The sequence below is a fragment of the Streptomyces coeruleorubidus genome (genome assembly GCF_028885415.1).
Taxonomy (GTDB): Bacteria; Actinomycetota; Actinomycetes; order Streptomycetales; family Streptomycetaceae; genus Streptomyces; species Streptomyces coeruleorubidus_A.
Map to the genome: position 1 here is coordinate 7,882,739 of NZ_CP118527.1, position 20,258 is coordinate 7,902,996.

Sequence of the window (20,258 nt, forward strand, 5' to 3'; positions counted from 1 at the left end):
GGCGTGTTCACACTTCGTGGTGTTTCACACCGCGTGGTGTTCCGACAGCCCCGGCCAGTCGTCCGGGCCGCCGCCCTGCCATTCGACGAGGTCGCTCTCCGCGACGTCGGTGACGTACAGGTCCGCCAGCCGCAGGATCTCGGCGACGTCGTCGGCGTGCGTGGCGACGCCCAGGGGCTCCTCGCCCAGGGTGACCCGGCGGGATCCGTCCAGGGCGGGGGGATGGACCACGATATGCGGGTGCTCGGTTGGATGTGCCATGCCTTCAGGCTGCTGCGGCCGGACCGGTTCCGCACCCTGGGCGGGCTGGCCGTCCGACGGCGCGAGGCTGGGCGCGACAGGACGTTCGCGCCGCCGGACGGGGTCTTGAGGGATGGGGCAGATACTGGGACCGCGGCGGGTGCGACGGACGCCAGGGCGGTCTTCCCTCAGGTCGAGAAGCCGGCCCGGGCGTCCTTCACCACCGCACTGGCTCGCAGCCGCCGCGGTCCGCGCCCTGCCCGCGCCCGTGCCCGGGGCGACCACCCCTCATCCGGGTCGCCCTGGCGGTCGGACGCGGGCAGGGAGTTCAGTCCTCGCGCGGGGCGCGGACCGCCTGCTCCACGCGCCGCCCGTACTCGGAGCCGGCGGCACGAAGTTGTTCGGGGAGAACGCGGCCTGCTCCACCTCGGCGAAGACGTTGTCCGGGGTGCGGTCTAGCACCAGCCGGCCCACGCGCCGCGAAGCGTCAACAGCTTGTTGAAGCAATGGCCATGGCTGGGTCCGGGCGGCGCCGCCGCTTCGGGCGCGACAGGACAGGTGTCAGCGGCGCCGCCGCCCGGGGTACGGGGACCCTCGGGTCTATTCAGATCTACGAGGGTCAGATCCGTGCGCCGGAGAGCCGCTCCACGGCCCGCAGCAGCGCCGAGTGGTCCAGGCCGCCGTCGCCCTGCGCGCGCAGGGACGCGACCAGCTGGGCGACCACGGCGCCGACGGGCAGGGCCGCGCCGACGTTGCGGGCGGCGTCCGTGACGATGCCCATGTCCTTGTGGTGCAGATCGATACGGAAGCCCGGCTTGAAGTCCCGGCCGAGGAAGTTGTCCTTCTTGCGGGTGAGCACGGTCGAGCCCGCGAGGCCGCCATTGAGGACATCCAGGGCCGCCTTCAGGTCCACGCCGGACTTCTCCAGGAAGACCACGGCCTCGGCGCACGCCTGGATGTTCACGGCGACGATCAGCTGGTTGGCGGCCTTCACGGTCTGGCCGGAGCCGTGCGGGCCGCACAGCACGATGGTCTTGCCGAGGGCCTCGAAGATCGGCTTGGCCTGGTCGAAGTCGGCCTGCTCGCCGCCGACCATGATGGACAGCACGGCCTCGATCGCACCGGCCTCACCGCCGGACACAGGGGCGTCCAGGACGCGGATGCCCTTGTCCTTCGCCGCCTTCGCCAGGTCGACCGAGGTCTGCGGGGTGATGGAGGACATGTCGATCAGCAGCGCGCCGGACCTGGCGTTCTCCAGGATGCCGTCGGGGCCGTAGGCGATGGCCTCGACCTGCGGGGAGGCCGGCACCATCGTGATCACGACGTCGGCGTCCCGCACGGCCTCGGCGATCGAACCGGCGGCCGTGCCGCCGGCGGCGGCGAGGCGGTCCAGCTTCTCCCGCTCCAGGGTGAATCCGGTGACGTCGTAACCCGCCTTGATCAGGTTCTCGGACATGGGGGAGCCCATGATGCCGAGGCCGATCCAGGCGATCGCCGGGCGGGCTGGGTGGGAAGTGGCTGCAAGTGTGTCGGTCATGGTGGGGGTGCCTTTCGGTACGGGGGTCAGCGGGGCAGCCAGTCGAAGGCCTCGGCGCTCGGGCGGTCGCCCGGCTTGTACTCGAGGCCGACCCAGCCGTCGTAACCCGCCTTGTTCAGCTGGTCGAGGAGGTCTTCGAGGGGCAGCGCGCCCGTCCCGGGGGCGCCGCGGCCGGGGTTGTCGGCGATCTGCACGTGACCGGTCTTCGCGGCGTACCGCTCGATCACCTGCGGCAGGTCCTCGCCGTTCATGGACAGGTGGTAGAGGTCCATGAGGAAGCGGGCGTTGTCCAGCCCCGTCGTGTCGTTGACCTTGTCGACGACGCCGACGGCGGCCGGTGCCGACACCAGCGGATACGACGGCGACTCGGGCTGGTTGAGCGCCTCGATCAGCAGGATCGCGCCGATCCGGTCGGCGGCCCGGGCCGCGAGCACCAGGTTCTCCAGCGCGAGCGCGTCCTGCTCGGCAGGGTCCACGCCCTCGACGCGGTTGCCGTACAGGGCGTTGAGCGCCGTGCAGCCCAGGGAGGCGGCGAGGTCGGCCGCCACGTCGATGTTGGCGCGGAACCTCTCCGACTCCTCACCCGGGATCGACAGGGCGCCACGGTCGGGGCCGGGCAGCCGGCCGGCGTAGAAGTTGAGGCCGGTGAGCTGGACGCCCGCGTCCTCGACGGCCTTCTTCAGCGCGTCGAGCTCCGACTGCTCAGGGGTGGGCGAGTCGACCCAGGGCCACCACAGCTCGACCGCCGTGAAGCCGGCCGCGGCGGCTGCCGCGGGGCGCTCCAGGAGCGGGAGTTCCGTGAAGAGGATCGACAGGTTGACGTTGAAGCGCTGGTCTGCGAATCCCATCGGGCCGCGCTCCCTTTCGCTTGGTTTCGCATCGTGGAAGTTGCTTTCTGCTTACCGGAAGACTGCCGTCGGGTGTCGTGGCTTGTCAAGGGGGCGGTTTCTCCGTGTTGCCTCGTCCCCGGGTGTGCGTGACGTCCTCAGGGCGTGTGCGGATTCGCCATCGGCCTCGGCGCGGCGGCCATCGACGTGCTGTACGCCGGCCTGGGCCTGGCGGGTGTCGGCAAGCTGCTGGACATCCCGGTGCTGCGGACCGCTCTCGGGCTCGCGGGCGCGGTGGTCATGGCGTATCCGGGCTTCCGCTCTGTCGCGTCATCTTCTTGGGTGCGCCCTCGCGTACCAGGCCATCGGCTGACCGAACGGCGAGGCCGGTCGCGGGCACGCCCCGATAGCGCGGGCGAGATCCAGCGCGAGGGTGTCATGCCGGCGCACGCACACCGGCCCGACCAGCGCACGCCGGTGCGGCGGGAGTGTGACGGAGGCCGGTCTTTCGGCGCTGAGCAGGAGGGACGCGACTCGCGTCCCTCCTGTCTCATGTTCCTCTGGGGGGGACTCCTTTGACCACGACACCGTCCGGCGGCCGTCACAGACGCCGGATACGCATCGCCCTGCCCGTCGCCGCCGCCGGCATCGCCGCGGCCGTCGCCGCCACGCTGATGACCTCCTCCGCCGGTGCGGCCACCGCCGTGCCGAACCCGACGGTCGAGCCGGCCATCGACTCGCCCCCGCTCTCCACCCTGGAGAAGCGCATCGCGGGCGCCCTCGCCGGCGACGACACCGCGGGCCGGACGACCGAGAAGTCGTCGCTGAGCTCCGGCACGAACACGTCGAGCATCGACCCGAAGATCATCGGTGGCAGCGAGACCACCATCAGCACGGCCCCGTGGATGGCCCAGCTCTGGTACCACGACGACAGGAACACCCCCGAGACCGATGACGACGTGAGCTTCTTCTGCGGCGGCACGGTCGTGGCACCGACGAAGATCCTCACCGCCGCCCACTGCGTCAGGAACGACGGCAGGGACTACAACTGGCAGGCCCACGGCGCCGTCGTCACGGGTACCGCCCAACTGCCCACCACCGACTCCACCGGCACCACCGACCTGCACGGCGGCCAGGCCACGGCCGTGCTGCGCCAGTGGTGGCAACCGGGGTACGACCCCGTCGACAAGGAGGTGGGGAGGTACGGGGACGACCTCGGCATGCTCACCCTGGCCGTCCCGGTCAAGGCGACGCCGATCCGCATGGTCGGCCACGGCGACACCGGCTCGTACGCCGCCGGCACCCAGGCCAAGGTCTACGGCTGGGGCCGTACCAGCTCCACCAGCCAGGACCTTTCCCAGACACTGCGGACGGCCACGCTGACACTGCGCTCCGACAGCACCTGCGCCGGCGTCTACGACTACGCCTTCGTCGCGGGGCGCATGGTCTGCGCGGGCACGCAGAGCGGGAGCGACACCGGTACCAGCGCGGCGTGCAACGGCGACTCCGGCGGCCCGCTCGTGGTGGGCGGCCGCATCGCCGGAGTGGTCTCCTGGGGCAGGGGCTGCGTGGAGAAGGGCTATTACAGCGTCTTCACCAGGATGAGTGCCTACGCCGGCTCCGCTTACCGGCAGATCGACGACACGAACCTGAGCACCTTCAACGGCAGGGCCGACGGCAAGGCCGACATCTTCGTCCGGGAGTCGTCCACGAAGACCGGCTACGAGAAGGACTCCAACGGCAGCTCCTTCGGCGCCCGCGCCTCCTGGGGCAACTGGAGCGGCGCCAACCTGGTCCTCCAGACGGACCTCAACCGGGACGGCTACCAGGACCTGATCTACCGGGTCGGCTCCACCGGTGACGTGTACTGGAAGCACTTCGTGCTCAACAGCGCCCGCACGGGCGGCTCCTGGACCGACACGAAGATCGCCACCGGCTGGAAGACCCGCACCCGGATCATCGCGCCGGGCGACGTCACCGGCGACTACCTGCCCGACATCCTGTCGGTGGACTCCGGCGGGATACTGTGGATCTACCCGGGCAAGGGCAACGGCACCTTCGGCTCCCGCTTCTCGGTCCGCACCGGCTGGAACCAGTACAACTCCGTGCGCGGCCACGGCGACTTCACCGGTGACGGCAGAGCCGACCTGCTCGCCCGCCAGTCCAGCACCGGTGACCTGTACCTGTACAAGGGCACCGGCAAGGCCGGCTCCGAGGCCTTCTCGTCCCGGATCAAGGTGCGCAGCGCCTGGACCGGCTACAACGCCTTCGACGCGGTCGGCGACGTCAGCGGCGACGGCAACGCCGACTTCCTGGCCCGCACCTCCGGCGGCACGCTCTACCTCTACAAGGGCACCGGGAAGGCGACCTCCGAGATCTTCGCTCCACGGGTCTCGGTCGGCACCGGTTTCCAGCAGTACGACATCTGGGGCTGAAACCGCAGGTGAGCGAGGCTCACTCCGGATCTTTTCAGGCTTGTCGTGCCCGCCCCGGGAACCAGTTCCCGGGGCGGCGAGTCCCGGCGGTGGAGGACGATGGAGAGCGATGGCGCAGGCGGTCCGGTCCGCCCCGGTGTCGGCTAGGGTCGCACAGGTCACGACGGTTCTGGGGGCAGCATGCGACTGAGAGTGGAGTTCACGACCGAGCCCTTCGACCTCGACGAGGCACCCGCGCACGCGCTGGTCGCCCGCGAGGTCGTGGAGGCCGCCGAACTGGACGCCGTGGACGTCGGCCCGTTCGGCAACACCGCCGAGGGCGGTGCCGACGCGGTGCTCACCGCCGTGGACGCCCTGCTCCGCAAGACCCTGGAGGCGGGCGCCACCCGGGTCTCGCTCCAGGTCAACGTGATCGAGGAGGGCGAGGCGTGAGCGGCACCGGGGACGAGCCGTTCATCGCGGCCGTGAAGCCCCTGGTCGACGCCATGGGCGGCGAGATGATCCCGCCGGACGAGGCCGGTCCCGACGACGTCGTCCTGTCCTGGGAGGGTCGCGACGCCGTCGCCGTACGGCTGCCGCAGCTCGCCGACTCCCTCGACCACATCCTCGCCGCCATGGAGCGCCGCAAGGGCATGCCGCTGGCCGACCTCGACCGCAAGGCCAAGCAGGAGGTCGTACGGATACTCGAGGCGCGCGGCGCCTTCTCCGTACGGCACGGGGTGGAGACCGTGGCGAGCGCCCTGGGCGTCAGCCGCTTCACCGTCTACAACTACCTCAACCGCGAGAAGGGGGCCTGACCGGGCTCGTGCCCTGACCAGGGTCATGCCCGGTTTCGCCGCCTCGCCGGGTTTCGTCACACGGAATTTTCAACAAACTGTTGACGTGCTGTCGGGGGAGGGCGTTAGCTATCGGCACGCCCGTTCAGCACGAAGGCCGTACCCGGCCACGGAGGCTCCTGTGACTTCCACTTCCACGCCGCCGGGCCTGGCCCGGTTCAACGCCCTCGAGGAGCACGCGGCCTTCACCGCGCTCCACGAGGCGTGCGCCTCCACGGCGTGGGCGAAGCGGTTGCTCGCCGCCCGCCCCTACGCCACCCCCGAGGCGCTGTACGCCGCGAGCGACGCCGCCATGGCGCAGCTGACGGCGCAGGACCTCGCGGAGGCGATGGCCGACCACCCGCCCATCGGCCGCCCGAAACCCGGTGACCCCACCTCGGCCCGGGAACAGCGCGGCATGGCCGGCGCCTCCGACGCACTCAAGACGGAGATGCTGGAGCTGAACCTCGCCTACCAGGAGAAGTTCGGCCACGTCTTCCTGATCTGCGCCACCGGCCGGACCGGCGAGCAGATGCGCGACGCGGTCAGGGAACGGATCGGCAACACGCCGGAGCGGGAGCGGGAGATCGTCCGCACCGAACTGGGGAAGATCAACCGCATCCGTCTGGCCCGACTCGTCGAAGAGGACTGACAGCAGCATGAGCACCTCCGCCACCGCGTCCGTGTCCACGCACATCCTGGACACCAGCGCCGGCCGCCCCGCCGAGGGCGTCGCCGTCCGGCTCTCCGCCCGCAGCGGGCGTGCGGCCGCCTGGCAGGCGCTCGGCGGCTCCGCGACCGACGCGGACGGCCGGTGCAAGGACCTCCCGGCCCTGCCGGAGGGGACCACCCACGTACGGCTCGACTTCGCCGTCGAGCCGTACTTCGAGAAGAAGTCCGCGAACGACGCGAAAAGCCAAGCCGATGCGCAGCAGGACGCCCCCGCGAATCGGGACAGCGGCGCCGGTGTGTTCTTCCCGGAGGTGGCGATCACGTTCGCCGTCGTACCGGGCGAGCACTACCACGTACCGCTGCTGCTCAACCCGTTCGGCTACTCCGTATACCGAGGGAGCTAGCTACTCATGCCCACCATTCTGGGACAGAACCAGTACGGCAAGGCCGAGAACCGAGTCGTCAAGATCACGCGGGACGGCGCCACCCACCACATCAAGGACCTGAACGTCTCCGTGTCGCTGAGCGGCGACATGGACGAGGTCCACTACTCCGGCTCGAACGCCAACGTCCTGCCCACCGACACCACCAAGAACACGGTGTACGCGTTCGCCAAGGAGCACGGCATCGAGTCCGCCGAGCAGTTCGGCATCCACCTCGCCCGCCACTTCGTCACCAGCCAGGAGCCGATCCACCGGGCCCGGATCCGCATCGAGGAGTACGCCTGGGAGCGGATCGAGACCTCCGACGCCGACTCGCAGTCCACCGGCGCCGACGAGGCCAAGCACTCCTTCGTCCGCAAGGGCCAGGAGGTCCGGCTGACCCAGATCACCTACGACGGCTCGTCGTGGGAGGTGATCTCGGGCCTGAAGGACCTCGTCGTGATGAACTCGACCGACTCCGAGTTCTGGGGCTACGTCAAGGACAAGTACACGACGCTGAAGGAGGCCTACGACCGCATCCTGGCCACCCAGGTCTCCGCTCGCTGGCGGTTCAACTGGACCGACGACGACCAGCGCGTGCCCAACTGGGAGCAGTCCTACGAGCAGACCAGGAAGCACATGCTCCAGGCCTTCGCCGAGACGTACTCGCTCTCGCTCCAGCAGACGCTGTACCAGATGGGCGCGCGGATCATCGACAACCGCGGCGAGATCGACGAGGTCCGCTTCTCCCTCCCGAACAAGCACCACTTCCTGGTCGATCTGGAGCCGTTCGGGCTGAAGAACGACACCGCCGACGGTGCTGTGTACTTCGCGGCCGACCGCCCCTACGGCCTGATCGAGGCGACGATCCTGCGGGACGGCTGCGAGGCGAAGATCCCCGTGGACCTCACCAACCTCTGACGTTCCCTCTTTCGGCACCCGTGGCCGGGGAACCCATCTCCTCGGCCACGGCACTCAAACTCCCAGGGTCCTGCCGTGCCCCCTCCACCTCAGCGCAAAGGACGAACCATGGCAGCAGCCCAGCGCATCGTCATCGAGAACGGTGCGATCGCGACCGTCGACGCCGACGACACCGAGTACGCCTCCGGGCACGTCGTCCTCGCCGGCAACCGCATCGAGTCGGTCGGCGCGGGCAAGGCCCCCGAGGGCCTGGAGAACGTCGCACACCGTATCGACGCCTCCGGGCACCTCGTCACTCCCGGACTGATCAACACCCACCACCACTTCTACCAGTGGATCACCCGGGGCCTGGCCACGGACCACAACCTCTTCGACTGGCTGGTCGCGCTGTACCCGGTCTGGGCGCGCATCGACGAGCCGATGGTGCGCGCGGCGGCCCAGGGCTCGCTCGCGATGATGGCCCGCGGCGGCGTCACCACCGCCATGGACCACCACTACGTCTTCCCGCACGGCTCCGGCGACCTGTCCGACGCGATCATCGGCGCCGCCCGCGACATGGGCGTCCGCTTCACCCTCGCCCGCGGCTCCATGGACCGCAGCGAGAAGGACGGCGGCCTGCCCCCGGACTTCGCCGTCGAGACCCTCGACGGCGCGCTGGCCGCCACCGAGGAGACCGTCCGGCAGCACCACGACTCCTCCTTCGACGCCATGACCCAGGTCGCCGTCGCGCCCTGCTCGCCCTTCTCCGTCTCCACCGAACTGCTGCGGGACGGCGCGCAGCTCGCCCGCCGCCTCGGCGTACGGCTCCACACCCACGGTTCGGAGACCGTGGAGGAGGAGAAGTTCTGCCACGAACTGTTCGGCATGGGACCGACCGACTACTTCGAGTCCACCGGCTGGCTCGGCGAGGACGTGTGGATGGCGCACTGCGTCCACATGAACGACTCCGACATCGCCGCCTTCGCCCGCACGAGGACCGGCGTCGCGCACTGCCCGTCGTCCAACGCCCGGCTCGCGGCCGGTATCGCCCGTGTCCCCGACATGCTCGCGGCCGGCGTCCCGGTCGGCCTCGGCGTCGACGGCACCGCGTCCAACGAGTCCGGCGAACTCCACACCGAGCTGCGCAACGCCCTCCTCATCAACCGCCTCGGCGCGCACAAGGAGGCCGCCCTGAACGCCCGCCAGGCGCTGCGCCTCGGCACCTACGGCGGCGCCCAGGTGCTGGGCCGGGCGGCGGAGACCGGCTCGCTGGAGCCGGGCAAGCTCGCCGACCTGGTCCTGTGGAAGCTGGACACGCTCGCCCACGCCTCCATCGCCGACCCGGTGACGGCCCTGGTCTTCGGCGCGGCGGCCCCGGTCACCGCCTCCTTCGTGAACGGCCGGCAGATCGTCGAGGACGGGCGGCTGCTCACGGTCGACGAGGACGCCATCGCCCGCTCCACGCGGGACGAGGCCCGGCGGCTGGCGAGGATCGCCGCGCAGGGCTGATCCCCCCGATGACTCCGGCCGGGAGGGACGGCTCCCGGCCGGTGCCGCGGACCCGAGCGGGGTCCACGGCGGCCGTCTCCGGGGCGCGCGTCCACGCGTGCGCCCCGGAACGGCCACCCCCGTCCCGCACGTCCGGTCCCGCACGACCACCTGCACCACCTCCTTGACACCCACGGCCGTCAGCCGGCGAAGCCGTGTAACCGACCGGAGGGAAGCCGCCGTGGCCGACCACCCCGTTGACGAAAAACTCCCCGCGCTCAAGATGGCGACGACCGGCCTGCAGCATGTGGCCGCCATGTACGCGGGAGTCGTCGCCCCACCTCTGATAGTCGGCGCGGCCATCGGCCTGACCGCCACCGACCTGACGTTCCTCACCGGCGCCTGCCTGTTCACCGCGGGCCTCGCCACGCTCCTGCAGACCCTCGGCATCTGGAAGATCGGCGCCCGGCTGCCGTTCGTCAACGGCGTCACCTTCGCCGGTGTCGCCCCGATGACCGCGATCGTCGCCTCCACCGAGGACAAGTCCGACGCCCTGCCGATCATCTTCGGCGCGGTCATCGTCGCCGGGCTCATCGGCTTCATAGCCGCTCCCGTCTTCTGCAAGGCGGTCCGCTTCTTCCCACCGGTGGTGACGGGCACGGTCATCACCCTGATCGGCATCTCCCTGCTCCCGGTCGCCTTCGGCTGGGCGCAGGGGCCCGACCCGGCGGCGCACGACTACGGTTCGGCGACCAACCTGGGGCTGGCCGCCGGCACCCTCGTCATCGTCCTGCTGCTGCGGCGCTTCACCCGGGGCTTCGTCAAGCAGATCGCGGTGCTGCTCGGCCTGGTCGCGGGCACGCTGATCGCGATCCCGTTCGGCGCCACGGACTTCGGCCCGGTCGCGGACGCGGCGGTCATCGGCTTCCCGACCCCCTTCCACTTCGGCGCCCCGCAGTTCCAGCTCGCCGCGATCCTCTCCCTGTGCGTGGTGATGGTGGTGTCGATGACCGAGTCGACCGCCGACATGCTGGCACTGGGTGAGATCGTCGACCGCCCGGCGGACGAGAAGACCATCGCGGCCGGCCTGCGCGCCGACACCCTCGGCTCGGCGATCAGCCCGCTCTTCAACGGCTTCATGTGCAGCGCGTTCGCGCAGAACATCGGCCTGGTGGCGATGACGAAGATCCGCAGCCGCTATGTCGTCGCGGCCGGCGGCGGATTCCTGGTGCTGATGGGCCTGTGCCCGATGGCCGCCTCGCTGATCGCCGTCGTACCGCGCCCGGTGCTCGGCGGGGCGGGCGTGGTGCTGTTCGGCTCGGTCGCGGCCAGCGGCATCCAGACCCTGGTCCGGGCCGGCCTGGACAAGGACAACAACGTCCTGATCGTGGCCGTCTCCCTGGCCGTCGGCATCATCCCCATCACGGCGCCGGAGTTCTACCACGCCTTCCCGGAGACGGCGCGGATCGTCCTGGACTCGGGCATCTCGACGGGCTGCGTGGCGGCGGTCCTGCTGAACCTGGTCTTCAACCACCTGGGCCGACGCGACCGGGACGCCCACGACGTGACCCACCCGATGGAGGCGGGCGAGGAGATCACGGGCGTCCCCAGGACCCCGGCCGCACCGTGAGACCGGCGAACACAGCTCCGGACGCCGCTCGGGCAGGGAGGCCGGCCGGTGGCCGTCAAGGGTGCCGGCTCCTGCTCGCCCGCGCCGACAGCCACCGCTGGCCTCGGTACCGGTCGGCGGCCGGATCTGCGTCAATCAAACACCGCTCCGGGGACTTCGCCCTGCTCGTGCCGTACCACAGCGGTAAGTGAGGGGCGGCGGGCACGACGTCCCGCCGCCCCGCCCTTCCGGGCCCGCTCTCAGACGCGCCGCTCCCGCAGCACCGCCGCCGCCAGCACCGACAGCACTGCCAGACCCAGCGAACCGCCCACGACCTGCGTGGTGTTGAAGAGCCCGGACGCCAGCCCGGCGTCCTCCTCGCGGGCCCCGGACATCGCCAGCCCGGTCAGCGCGGGCATCGCGGCGGCGAAGCCGGTGGCGAGCAGAAGCAGCGGCGGGAGCACGTCGGTGACGTACTGGCCGTCGACCGGGGCCCGGCTCAGCAGGGCCATGCCCGCGACGATGAGGACCAGCCCGGCCAGCAGCACCCGGTACGCGCCGAACCGGCCGACGGTACGGGCCGACAGCCCCAGCATCAGCACCCCGATCGCGACCGGCGCCGGCAGGAACGCCGTGCCGGTGAGCAACTCGCCGTATCCGAGCACCCGCTGGACGTAGAGAGCGCCGATGAACTGGAAGCCGTACATCGTCGCGATCATCAGGATCCGCACGGCGTTCGCGCCGCTCAGCAGCCGGGAGCGGAAGAGCCGGAGCCGCAGCAGTGGACGGCCGGCCCGGGCCTGGCGGAGCGTGAACGCCAGGAACAGCAGGAGGGCGAGGGCACCCAGCAGCAGGGTGGCGGTCGGGGCGCGCTCGCCGGCACCGACGATGACGTACACCGTCAGCATCAGCGCGCCGGTGACCAGCGCCGCGCCCGGGTAGTCGGCGCCCTTGCCGAGCCCGGCGCCGCGGTCCGGTTCCAGCACGCGGACGGCCGCGAGCCAGGCGACGACCTCGATCGGCAGGTTGATCAGGAAGATCCAGTGCCAGTTCAGCGCCTCGGTCAGCGCCCCGCCGAGGAAGGCGCCGAGCGCTCCGCCCGCCGCGCCGACCGCGCTGAACACCGCGATGGCACGCGCCTGTTCCCGTGGCTCCGGGAACAGCGCGACCAGCATGCCGAGGACCACCGCCGAGGTCATCGCCCCGCCGACGCCCTGAAGGGCGCGCGCCGCGATCAGCACGCCCTGGCCGGTTGCCACCCCGCACAACACGGAGGCCGCGGTGAACATCCGCGCAGCATCGAGGGCATCAGCCGCCGGATGCTGACCCTGACGCTGCGCAACCTGGAGCGCGATGGCCTCGTCACGCGCACGGTCCATCCGACGGTGCCGCTGAAGGTGGAGTACGAACTTACGCCCGTGGCCCGGGAGTTGCACGAGACCCTGCAACGCCTGACCGACTGGGCCGAGCGCAACAGGGTCTGCATCGCCGAGTCGCACGCGTCCTACGACGAGGAGCACGCGCCCGAGCCGGTCCGACCTAGAGCCCGAACAGGCCCGGGTCCGACGCCAGCTTCCTGAAGTGCTCCTGGGGCTCCGCGACCAGCTTGCGGGCCTTCAGGTCCAGCAGGCCGCCGACCGCCGTGATCTCGGCCGCCACCGTGCCGTCCGTCTTGCGGACCGTCTGCTCGATGCGGAAGGTCTTGCCCTCGCCCCAGGCGAAGGCGCAGGTCACCTCGACCTCGTCGCCCGCGAGCAGCTCCCGCTTGTAGCGGATGGTCGTCTCCAGGGCGACCGGGCCCACGCCGCCGCCGATGAGGGCGGACTGGCTGATCCCCGCGGCCTGCAGTAACGACCAGCGGGCGTGTTCCGCGTAGTTCAGGTACACGCTCTGGTTGAGGTGACCCTGCACGTCGGTCTCGTAACCGCGGACGGTCACCGGGACGGAAAACGGCTCGCTCATGGGCTTCCCTTCTGGCGCCGGACACTCGTGGCGTACGCAACGATCCCCCGATCTTGGCATGCTCATCACGCCCGGCGCGGCGAGGCCAGGAGATAGCGGGTCCCGGTGCGCGGCTCGCGGTGCTCGCTCACCTGCCAGCCTGCCCCATCCAGGGTGGCCGCGCAGGCCCGCAGCGCCTCGCCGTCCGGCTCGTATATGGCGACGGCCTCCGGCTGCGGGGTCTCCCGCACCCGGTAGCCCCCGTCGTCCCGCCCGGCCGGGCGGTGTCCGGCCGCCTCCAGTGCGAGTGCGGCGGCCTGCACGAGATGCGTGCGCTCCCAGCCGCACGGCCGCTCCACCGCACCGTCCGGGTTGGTCATCCGGCGCAGCTCCAGCAGCCCCTGCCAGGCGCTGTGCACCTCACGGCGCCGGGCGGGCCCGGTCTCGGGCGCCGCCTCCTCGCCGCCGACGCGCGCGGCGAACACACCGGCGGTTGCGGGGGCCTCGGCGGCGGGCACGGGCACCTGTGTGACGCCCTGCCGCACCCGGTGGCCCTCCGGCGTCAGAAAGTGATCGTGCGGCGGCCGGGGGTGCCGGAAGGCGAGCCCCCGCCGCACCAGCGCCGCCAGCTGTGCCTCCGTACCCCGCAGCCGGCCGGTCACCGGGTCGGCGGCGTCGATGACCCGCCGCTGCGCGGCGGTCGGTGGTCGGGTCACGGCGCGCTCCTCTCCGGCACAGGCCCCGGGGCACTCGCCCCACCTGCTGGAAGGCTACGACCCGCCACTGACAATCGCGCCTACTGCCGGTACCCGCCGAGGAAGCGTCCGATCCGCCCGATCGCCGCCTCCAGGTCGTCCGCGTGCGGCAGGGTCAGGATGCGGAAGTGATCCGGGGTCGGCCAGTTGAAGCCCGTGCCCTGCACCACCTGGATCTTCTCCCGCAGCAGCAGGTCCAGGACGAACTTCTCGTCGTCGTGGATCTTGTGCACCTTGGGGTCGAGGCGCGGGAACGCGTACAGCGCCCCCTTCGGCTTCACGCACGTCACGCCGGGGATCTCGTTGAGCTTCTCCCAGGCCACGTCCCGCTGTTCGAGCAGCCGGCCACCGGGCGCGGTCAGTTCGCGGATGGACTGGCGGCCGCCGAGCGCGGCCTGGATGGCGTACTGGGCGGGCGCGTTGGCGCACAGCCGCATGGAGGCCAGCATCGTCAGGCCCTCCAGGTAGTCCTTCGCGTGCTGCCTCGGGCCCGTCACCACCAGCCAGCCGGAGCGGAAGCCCGCCACCCGGTACGTCTTCGACAGGCCGGAGAAGGTCAGGACGACCAGGTCGGGTGCGAGCGCCGCGACCGAGTGGTACACGGCGTCGTCGTAGAGGATCTGGTCGTAGATCTCGTCGGCGAAGACCATCAGGCCGTGGCGGCGGGCGAGGTCGAGGATGCCCTCGATGATCTCCTTCGGGTAGACCGCGCCGGTGGGGTTGTTGGGGTTGATGATGACCACGGCCTTGGTGCGGTCCGTGATCTTCGACGCCATGTCGTCCAGGTCGGGGTACCAGTCGGCCTGCTCGTCGCAGAGGTAGTGGACCGCCTTGCCGCCCCCGAGGGTCGTCACCGCCGTCCAGAGCGGGAAGTCCGGTGCGGGGATGAGGATTTCGTCGCCGTCCTCGACCAGCGCCTGTACGGCCATCGAGATCAGCTCGGAGATGCCGTTGCCGAGGAAGACGTCGTCGACGCCGACCTCCAGGCCCAGTGTCTGGTAGCGCTGGGCGACCGCGCGGCGGGCGGGGAGGATGCCGCGCGAGTCGGTGTAGCCGTGCGCCTGCGGCAGCATCCGGATCATGTCCTGGAGGATCTCCTCCGGCGCCTCGAACCCGAAGAGCGCGGGGTTGCCGGTGTTCAGGCGCAGCACGCTGTGACCGGCCTCCTCCAGCGCGTTGGCGTGCTCTATCACCGGGCCGCGGATCTCGTAACAGACCTCGCTCAGTTTGCTCGACTGCCGGAACTCCATGCGCCGCTTCCCCTCGCTGACTGGTGTTGCTTGGTTTTACCAAGTAGCAGCTTGGAAAGTCCAACAACTTGTCTAGACTGCGTCGCATGCCACCTCGCCGAAGCTACGACCAGTACTGTTCCGCCGCTCGCGCCCTCGACGTCGTCGGCGACCGCTGGACCCTGCTGATCGTCCGGGAGCTCCTCGCCGGTCCCCGCCGCTACACCGACCTGCACGCGGACCTGCCCGGCGTCAGCACGGACGTACTCGCCTCCCGGCTCAGGGACATGGAACGCGACGGCCTGGCCACCCGCCGCCGGCTGCCGCCTCCCGGCGCGGCTTACGTGTACGAACTCACCGCCCGGGGCCGTGAGTTGCTGCCCGTGCTCCAGGCGCTGGGGGAGTGGGGGCAGGCGGAACTCGGCGAGCGGCGGCCGACGGACGCGGTGCGGGCGCACTGGTTCGCCCTGCCGCTGCTGCGCCTGCTGGACGGGGAGGGACTCGTCGAAGTCCGCCTGGAAGAGGGGCTGTTCCACCTGCACGCCGGTGCCGAGGAGGGGCTCGTGTACGGCGACGGGCCCGCCCCCGGGGAGCCGGACGCCCGGCTGGTCCTGGACACCGGCACGTGTACGGCGCTCAGCCGGGGGGAGCTGAGCCTGGCCCGGGCCGTGCGGGAGGGCCGGGTCGAGGTGAGCGGCGAGGGCACGCTGGCCAAGGCGCTCCGCGAGGCATGACCTCGCCAGGACTCCGCGAGCGTGAAAGAAGGCCCGCACTCAGCGGGCACTGCTGAAACAGCGGGCCTGCTGAAACAGCGGACCTTTTGAAAAGCGGGCCTTCGAAGCACGGTCAGGCGCTCGGCGGCACCCGTGACGGCCGTCCCGCGCCGCGTGTCAGCGCGTACCCGGCGACCCCGCCAGCGCCGCCGGCACGCCGCCCACCGCCGTCCACACCCACCGGTCCGACCACCAGCCGGACACCCAGCCGTCCTCTGGCCGCAGGCCGGCCGGCACGGCCGCGTTCTCCTGCTGGTCCTCGGACTTCGTCGCGATGCCCGGCACCAGCGGCTCGGCCGGCGATCCGTCCACCGCCGCCGAGCCGCCGGTGTCCTCGGAGTCGGCGCGGACCTCGGTGTCGACCGGGAGGCCCAGGTCGGCGGTGGCCACGCCGTTGGCCGTCAGCCGGATGTAATGGGGGCCGGGCAGCGGGTCGTTCGCCCACGGCTCCGACCAGGCTCGGACCGTGCGCAATCACCGGTGCCGTGCTCCAAAACCGTGTTCAGACAAGGGGGTTGGGCAGTTCCGCCCACTGGTCCCGGGCCGTCTGCGGCGACAGCCGCATCAGCGTCAGCGCCTTGGTGGGCAGCGGGTCCGCGCGCAGCGCCGCGAGGTCCGGGCCGCGGGGCAGATCCCGTACGGCCGTCTCCAGCGCCTCCGTGAGCGCCGCCCCCGACCCTGCCGTACCGGCCAGCGCTCCCGCCACCAGCGAGCCGAACAGCTTGCGCCGCAGTGTGCGTTCGTCGTCCGTGACCATCCGGGCGGGCAGATCGGGCACCGTGATGCCGTGCCGGACGAGCCGGGCGGGACTGACGCGGATGTCGGCCAGGTCGCGGTAGACCAGCCGCAGCGGATCGCCCGCCGGCGACAGGATCACCAGGAGGTTCTGGCCGTGCGCCTCCAGGGCCACGCCCAGCTCCAGCAGCCGCAGACCGACGGTGAGGGCGAGGCGCGCGAAGCCGGCCAGCCAGGCGGGGGAGCGGGGGAGGTCGGTGGTGGCGAGCGCCGCCACCGGCAGGACCCGTTCGCCGTCCCTCGCGTACGTCTCCGGCGGCTCCCGCAGGACGGCCGCGAAGTCGGGAGAGCCGGCCGCCGCCGCGCCCAGGGTGCGGGTCATGTGCAGCAGGCCGTCGGTGTGCGCCGCCGGCGTCCCGGCGAACTCCGACAGCACCGCGGACGCCGCGACCGAGGGCAGCGAGATGTCCCGCACCGACGACGTCAGCCGGGCACTGAGCGAGGTCTTGACGTGCGGCCCGCCGGGCAGCGCGAGCGTCCGCAGCGCCATGAGGGGATGCCCGGCGCGCCGCTCCTCGCACACCCGCTTCAGCACGTGCGCCGCCTGCCACGGGTGCACCGGCAGCACCACCCGCTCCCCGTCCCGCAGATCCCGCGGCCACGCGCCCGTCACCAGGCACTCCTGCGCCCGCACCGGCACCAGCCCCAGCTCCACCAGCGGCCGGTGCTCGGGCCCGTAGGCGAGCTGTTCGGCCACCGAGAAACCGGGCCGGGACCGGCAGGTGGGATGGAACGGATGCCCGTCGACGATCCGCTGCTCCCACTCCCAGTCGCTCCTGGGCCACGCGTCCGTCGCGCGCCCCTCCTGCCCCGCTCGCGACAGCGCCAACGAGGCGACACTGTGCCCGAGCTCGGCGGCGAAGGACGCGGAGTGCGGTACGGCGAGGTCGGTCATCAGCCGGGCCGGATCGTCGTACTCCGCCTCGTCGAGCCGTACGACGGAGACGTACGCGCCGGTCGCGTAGGGATCCGGCTGCGGGCCGTGCAGCCGGCGGCCGTCGGACAGGTACAGGGTCAGCCCGTCCCGGCCCTGCTCGCCGCGCGTGACCCAGGGCAGCGGATCGTGGGCGAGACCGCGCCACAGACGGGACAGCACGGCCGCCCGGGCGCCGGGCAGTTCGGCCTCGTACCGCGGCAGGAGACCGGGTCGCACGACGGCCAGTTCGTCGGCGACCTCGGCCTCGGCGGTGGGGGAACGGTGCACGGGCGGGCTCCTCGGGTACGAATAGGGCGTCACGGCGGGATGACGACGACACGCATACTGATCATCTCCGCCCGGAAGTCCGGACATCCGGAAGGACCGCAGGGAACGAGTGGAACGCGTGGACCTCATGCCCCCGCCCGACGGCGACGACTCCGCCCACGGCGCATCCGTCCCCGGCGACCTCGCCCAGGACGACCCGGTCACCAGCGATCTCGCCGAACGGGCCGACGCGTACGCCGCCGTGCCGCTGCTGAACTGCCTGCTGCGGGAGGTCGCGCGGCCGGTGAGCGAGCCGGGCGAGCACCGGGTCCACCACCTGCCCGGCGGGGACCGCCTGCTGCGCGTGCGCGGCACGCGGCGGCCCGCCGAGCCCGAGGTCCGCGTGGGCGACGGCTGGCACCGCGTCGGCCACACCGAGCTGGTCAAACTCGTCGCGGAGGAACTGCGCCGGCACACCGGGCTGTCCAACCACGAACTGCCCGCCGAGATGATCGACAGCCGGGACGCCGTGGCCGCGCTGCTGGCCGCCCGCGCCCGGGCGATCCCGCCCGACGACCCCTATCTGCGCTCCGAGCAGTGCCTCCTCACCGGCCACACCCACCACCCGGCCCCCAAGGCGCGCGGCGGCGGCCCCGCCGCCGGCTGGCTGCCCTACGCGCCCGAGGCCTACGCCCGCTTCCCGCTGACCCTGCTCGGGCTGCGCGAGGACACCGTCGTCGAGGAGGGCGACACGTCGGCCCTCGACGCCCTCGGCACGGCCCCGCCCGGCTATCGGCTGCTGCCCGCCCACCCCTGGCAGCTCGACCTGGCCGGTCCCGAGCTCGCCGACGCCTTCGCGGACGGCAGACTCGTCCGGCTCGGCACGACCGCCTTCGACACCTGGCCGACGGCCGCGATCCGCACGCTCTACGCGCCGGGGCACGACCTCTTCCTGAAGTTCAGCCTGGACGTGCGCATCACCAACGACATCCGCCGGCTGTGGCGCCACGACCTGCTCGCCCTGCGCCGGACCGACACGGCGGTGTGCGCCGCCTTCGAGACGTTCGAAGGCCCCCCGGCCTGGCTCAGCGACCGGGGGTACCGCACCGCCGACTTCGCCTTCGAGGCCCTGGCCGTCCTCGTCCGGGACGGCTTCGGAGATCGTCTCCTGCCCGGTGCGACCCCGCTGCTCGCCGCCGGTCTCGTCGAGGGCTTCGACGGCAGCCCGCTCGACGGGGCCGCCGACCCCGAGGCGTGGTGGGCGGCGTACCTGGCGCAGGTGGTGCCTCCGGCCCTGAGGGCCTTCGCCCGGCACGGTGTCGTCATCGAGGCGCACCTCCAGAACACCCTGGTCGCCGTGGACGCCGGCGGCACGCCCGTGCAGGCGCTGTACCGGGATGCCGAGGGCGTGAAACTCCTGCCCGACGTGGATCGGGAAGCCGGCTGGGAGCGGCTCGTGTACTGCCTGGTCGTCAACCACCTCGGCGAGATCGCCGGCGCCCTCGCGGAACGCCACCCCGGCCTCGACCCCTGGCCCGCCGCCCGCCGCGAACTCGCCCGCCACGACGTCCCCGAGATCCCCGCCCTGCTCGCCTCGCCCACCCTCCCCGGCAAGACCAACCTGCTGCTCCGCTGGACGGGCGCGGACGGCGCGGCCGCGCGCTACCTGCCGCTGCCCAACCCGCTGCGCGGCGCCTGAGAGCCGGCTGGCCGGTGGAGGCCGGGTACCTGTTGCGCCCCCTGACGGCATCCGGGTCAGGAGTGACCTGACGCCGTAGCCGTCGCCCTCGGGTCCGGCTCGTGCGCGGGCGGGGCCGCGTCGTCCATGTCGCCGCGCAGGGCGGCGATGAAGAAGGCCGTCATGGAGGCCAGGCCGAGCAGTGCGAGCGGTCCCCAGATCGCCGGGACCGCCCAGAACGGCCAGGCGTTGGCGGCCTGCGCCCACAGCGTGAACAGGGCCGCGACGGCCAAGCAGACGCCGTGCCACCGCACCACCACCGCCGCCTTCGCGTGCCGCCGGTCGCCCCGCGCGAACAGGGGCCACGCCCCGCCGGCCAAGGCGGGCAGACCGAACGCGAAACAGGCGAGCGCGCCGTCCAGGCGGTCCTCGGGCCGGCCCACGGGCCCGTGGGACGTCTGCTGCCGCCGCCCGTCGGCGTCCCGCACCTCGACGACCTGCCCGTGCCAGACCAGGCCGACGACCTTCTCGCCCGGCGCCAGCTCCGACAGCACCGGATCGGTCTGCCGGAACGTCACGTGCCAGGGCTTGCCGGAGGGCAGCACGAGCTCCGCCCTCGGCGGGCCGTTGCGCTTGCCATGGTTCAAGTCGGCCTCGCGGACGGTGAACTCCTGCTCCCACCGGCACCCCGACGCCTTCACCGGGACGGAGGCGCAGGCAGGCGCGGCACGGAACTCCCGCTCCCGGTCCAGCGCCCCGCGGACCTCCAGGGCCATGGCCACCCCGACGACGAGCGTCACGACCCCCATCAGCAGCCACGCCACGTTCCCCGGCCCCTGCCGTCTCCCCGGCCCCATCGTGCCTCCCCACCCCCCGCAGGACTCCGCCCGAACCGTATCCGAACCCCTCGGGGCCGGGCCCCGGGCGACCTGACGGCCGCATGGAATGATGATCGTCGG

Annotated in this window: 19 protein-coding genes and 4 pseudogenes; 12 read left to right on the forward strand and 11 right to left on the reverse strand. The window is 72.0% G+C overall.

Features of this window, described 5'->3' with window-relative positions:
* Positions 1-24: 24 nt before the first annotated feature.
* From PV963_RS36420 to PV963_RS36435, 4 genes and pseudogenes are all read right to left on the reverse strand, one after another.
* The gene (locus tag PV963_RS36420) at positions 25-261 is read right to left on the reverse strand and encodes a hypothetical protein (RefSeq protein ID WP_274820721.1); all 237 of its coding nucleotides are present in this window, start codon (positions 259-261) and stop codon (positions 25-27) included.
* A 357-nt stretch (positions 262-618) separates the two neighbouring features.
* Positions 619-720, reverse strand: a pseudogene (locus PV963_RS36425) (catalase); the annotation flags it as partial.
* A gap of 139 nt (positions 721-859) precedes the next feature.
* A complete protein-coding gene (locus PV963_RS36430) occupies positions 860-1,777 on the reverse strand; it encodes a 2-hydroxy-3-oxopropionate reductase (protein ID WP_274820722.1) in 918 nt (305 codons plus the stop codon).
* A 26-nt stretch (positions 1,778-1,803) separates the two neighbouring features.
* The gene (locus PV963_RS36435) at positions 1,804-2,625 is read right to left on the reverse strand and encodes a TIM barrel protein (protein WP_274820723.1); all 822 of its coding nucleotides are present in this window, start codon (positions 2,623-2,625) and stop codon (positions 1,804-1,806) included.
* A 144-nt stretch (positions 2,626-2,769) separates the two neighbouring features.
* Between PV963_RS36435 and PV963_RS36440 the strand changes: the two genes are divergently transcribed.
* From PV963_RS36440 to PV963_RS36480, 9 genes are all read left to right on the forward strand, one after another.
* The gene (locus tag PV963_RS36440; RefSeq protein ID WP_274820724.1) at positions 2,770-3,183 is read left to right on the forward strand and encodes a LysE family transporter; all 414 of its coding nucleotides are present in this window, start codon (positions 2,770-2,772) and stop codon (positions 3,181-3,183) included.
* Between the two features lie 95 nt (positions 3,184-3,278).
* Positions 3,279-5,039 carry a trypsin-like serine protease gene (locus PV963_RS36445; protein WP_274822220.1) on the forward strand — a complete coding sequence of 587 codons (1,761 nt, stop codon included), beginning with the start codon at positions 3,279-3,281 and terminating at the stop codon, positions 5,037-5,039.
* A gap of 180 nt (positions 5,040-5,219) precedes the next feature.
* Positions 5,220-5,471 carry a hypothetical protein gene (locus tag PV963_RS36450; RefSeq protein ID WP_184990113.1) on the forward strand — a complete coding sequence of 84 codons (252 nt, stop codon included), beginning with the start codon at positions 5,220-5,222 and terminating at the stop codon, positions 5,469-5,471.
* Positions 5,468-5,836, forward strand: coding sequence for a helix-turn-helix domain-containing protein (locus PV963_RS36455; protein WP_274820725.1), 369 nt, complete (start codon positions 5,468-5,470; stop codon positions 5,834-5,836). The genes PV963_RS36450 and PV963_RS36455 overlap by 4 nt, the downstream gene beginning before the upstream one ends.
* A 160-nt stretch (positions 5,837-5,996) precedes the next feature.
* The gene (gene uraD, locus PV963_RS36460) at positions 5,997-6,506 is read left to right on the forward strand and encodes a 2-oxo-4-hydroxy-4-carboxy-5-ureidoimidazoline decarboxylase (RefSeq protein WP_274820726.1); all 510 of its coding nucleotides are present in this window, start codon (positions 5,997-5,999) and stop codon (positions 6,504-6,506) included.
* A 7-nt stretch (positions 6,507-6,513) separates the two neighbouring features.
* On the forward strand, positions 6,514-6,930 hold the full coding sequence (gene uraH, locus PV963_RS36465; protein WP_274820727.1) for a hydroxyisourate hydrolase: 417 nt from the start codon (positions 6,514-6,516) through the stop codon (positions 6,928-6,930).
* 6 nt (positions 6,931-6,936) lie between these two features.
* Positions 6,937-7,869 carry a factor-independent urate hydroxylase gene (pucL, locus tag PV963_RS36470; protein ID WP_274820728.1) on the forward strand — a complete coding sequence of 311 codons (933 nt, stop codon included), beginning with the start codon at positions 6,937-6,939 and terminating at the stop codon, positions 7,867-7,869.
* Positions 7,870-7,977: 108 nt separating this feature from the next.
* On the forward strand, positions 7,978-9,357 hold the full coding sequence (locus PV963_RS36475; protein WP_274820729.1) for an 8-oxoguanine deaminase: 1,380 nt from the start codon (positions 7,978-7,980) through the stop codon (positions 9,355-9,357).
* A 220-nt stretch (positions 9,358-9,577) separates the two neighbouring features.
* Positions 9,578-10,966, forward strand: coding sequence for a nucleobase:cation symporter-2 family protein (locus tag PV963_RS36480; protein ID WP_274820730.1), 1,389 nt, complete (start codon positions 9,578-9,580; stop codon positions 10,964-10,966).
* 263 nt (positions 10,967-11,229) lie between these two features.
* Here the strand turns inward: PV963_RS36480 and PV963_RS36485 are convergent.
* A pseudogene (locus PV963_RS36485) lies at positions 11,230-12,234 on the reverse strand (MFS transporter); the annotation flags it as partial.
* Here PV963_RS36485 and PV963_RS36490 point away from each other — a divergent pair.
* A pseudogene (locus PV963_RS36490) lies at positions 12,229-12,525 on the forward strand (winged helix-turn-helix transcriptional regulator); the annotation flags it as partial. The pseudogenes PV963_RS36485 and PV963_RS36490 sit on opposite strands and share 6 nt — an antisense overlap.
* Here the strand turns inward: PV963_RS36490 and PV963_RS36495 are convergent.
* The 3 genes from PV963_RS36495 to PV963_RS36505 form a co-directional block, all read right to left on the reverse strand.
* Positions 12,485-12,907 (reverse strand): acyl-CoA thioesterase, encoded by a 423-nt coding sequence (locus tag PV963_RS36495; protein ID WP_274820731.1) that lies wholly within the window; start codon positions 12,905-12,907, stop codon positions 12,485-12,487. The pseudogene PV963_RS36490 and the gene PV963_RS36495 sit on opposite strands and share 41 nt — an antisense overlap.
* A 65-nt stretch (positions 12,908-12,972) precedes the next feature.
* Positions 12,973-13,602: a hypothetical protein gene (locus PV963_RS36500; RefSeq protein WP_274820732.1), complete on the reverse strand. Its 630-nt coding sequence runs from the start codon at positions 13,600-13,602 to the stop codon at positions 12,973-12,975.
* Positions 13,603-13,682: 80 nt separating this feature from the next.
* Positions 13,683-14,891, reverse strand: coding sequence for a pyridoxal phosphate-dependent aminotransferase (locus PV963_RS36505; RefSeq protein WP_274820733.1), 1,209 nt, complete (start codon positions 14,889-14,891; stop codon positions 13,683-13,685).
* Positions 14,892-14,977: 86 nt separating this feature from the next.
* Here PV963_RS36505 and PV963_RS36510 point away from each other — a divergent pair, with 86 nt between their 5' ends.
* Positions 14,978-15,604 carry a winged helix-turn-helix transcriptional regulator gene (locus PV963_RS36510; protein WP_274820734.1) on the forward strand — a complete coding sequence of 209 codons (627 nt, stop codon included), beginning with the start codon at positions 14,978-14,980 and terminating at the stop codon, positions 15,602-15,604.
* 112 nt (positions 15,605-15,716) lie between these two features.
* On the opposite strand, the pseudogene PV963_RS36515 reads toward PV963_RS36510, so the two are convergent.
* Both PV963_RS36515 and PV963_RS36520 read right to left on the reverse strand, forming a co-directional pair.
* Positions 15,717-16,117, reverse strand: a pseudogene (locus PV963_RS36515) (hypothetical protein); the annotation flags it as partial.
* A gap of 28 nt (positions 16,118-16,145) precedes the next feature.
* On the reverse strand, positions 16,146-17,642 hold the full coding sequence (locus PV963_RS36520; protein ID WP_274820735.1) for an IucA/IucC family protein: 1,497 nt from the start codon (positions 17,640-17,642) through the stop codon (positions 16,146-16,148).
* A 109-nt stretch (positions 17,643-17,751) separates the two neighbouring features.
* Here PV963_RS36520 and PV963_RS36525 point away from each other — a divergent pair, with 109 nt between their 5' ends.
* On the forward strand, positions 17,752-19,320 hold the full coding sequence (locus tag PV963_RS36525; RefSeq protein ID WP_274820736.1) for an IucA/IucC family protein: 1,569 nt from the start codon (positions 17,752-17,754) through the stop codon (positions 19,318-19,320).
* 56 nt (positions 19,321-19,376) lie between these two features.
* Here PV963_RS36525 and PV963_RS36530 read toward each other — a convergent pair whose 3' ends face one another.
* Positions 19,377-20,156, reverse strand: a complete 780-nt coding sequence (locus PV963_RS36530) for a hypothetical protein (protein ID WP_274820737.1) — start codon at positions 20,154-20,156, stop codon at positions 19,377-19,379.
* Between the last annotated feature and the right edge of the window lie 102 nt (positions 20,157-20,258).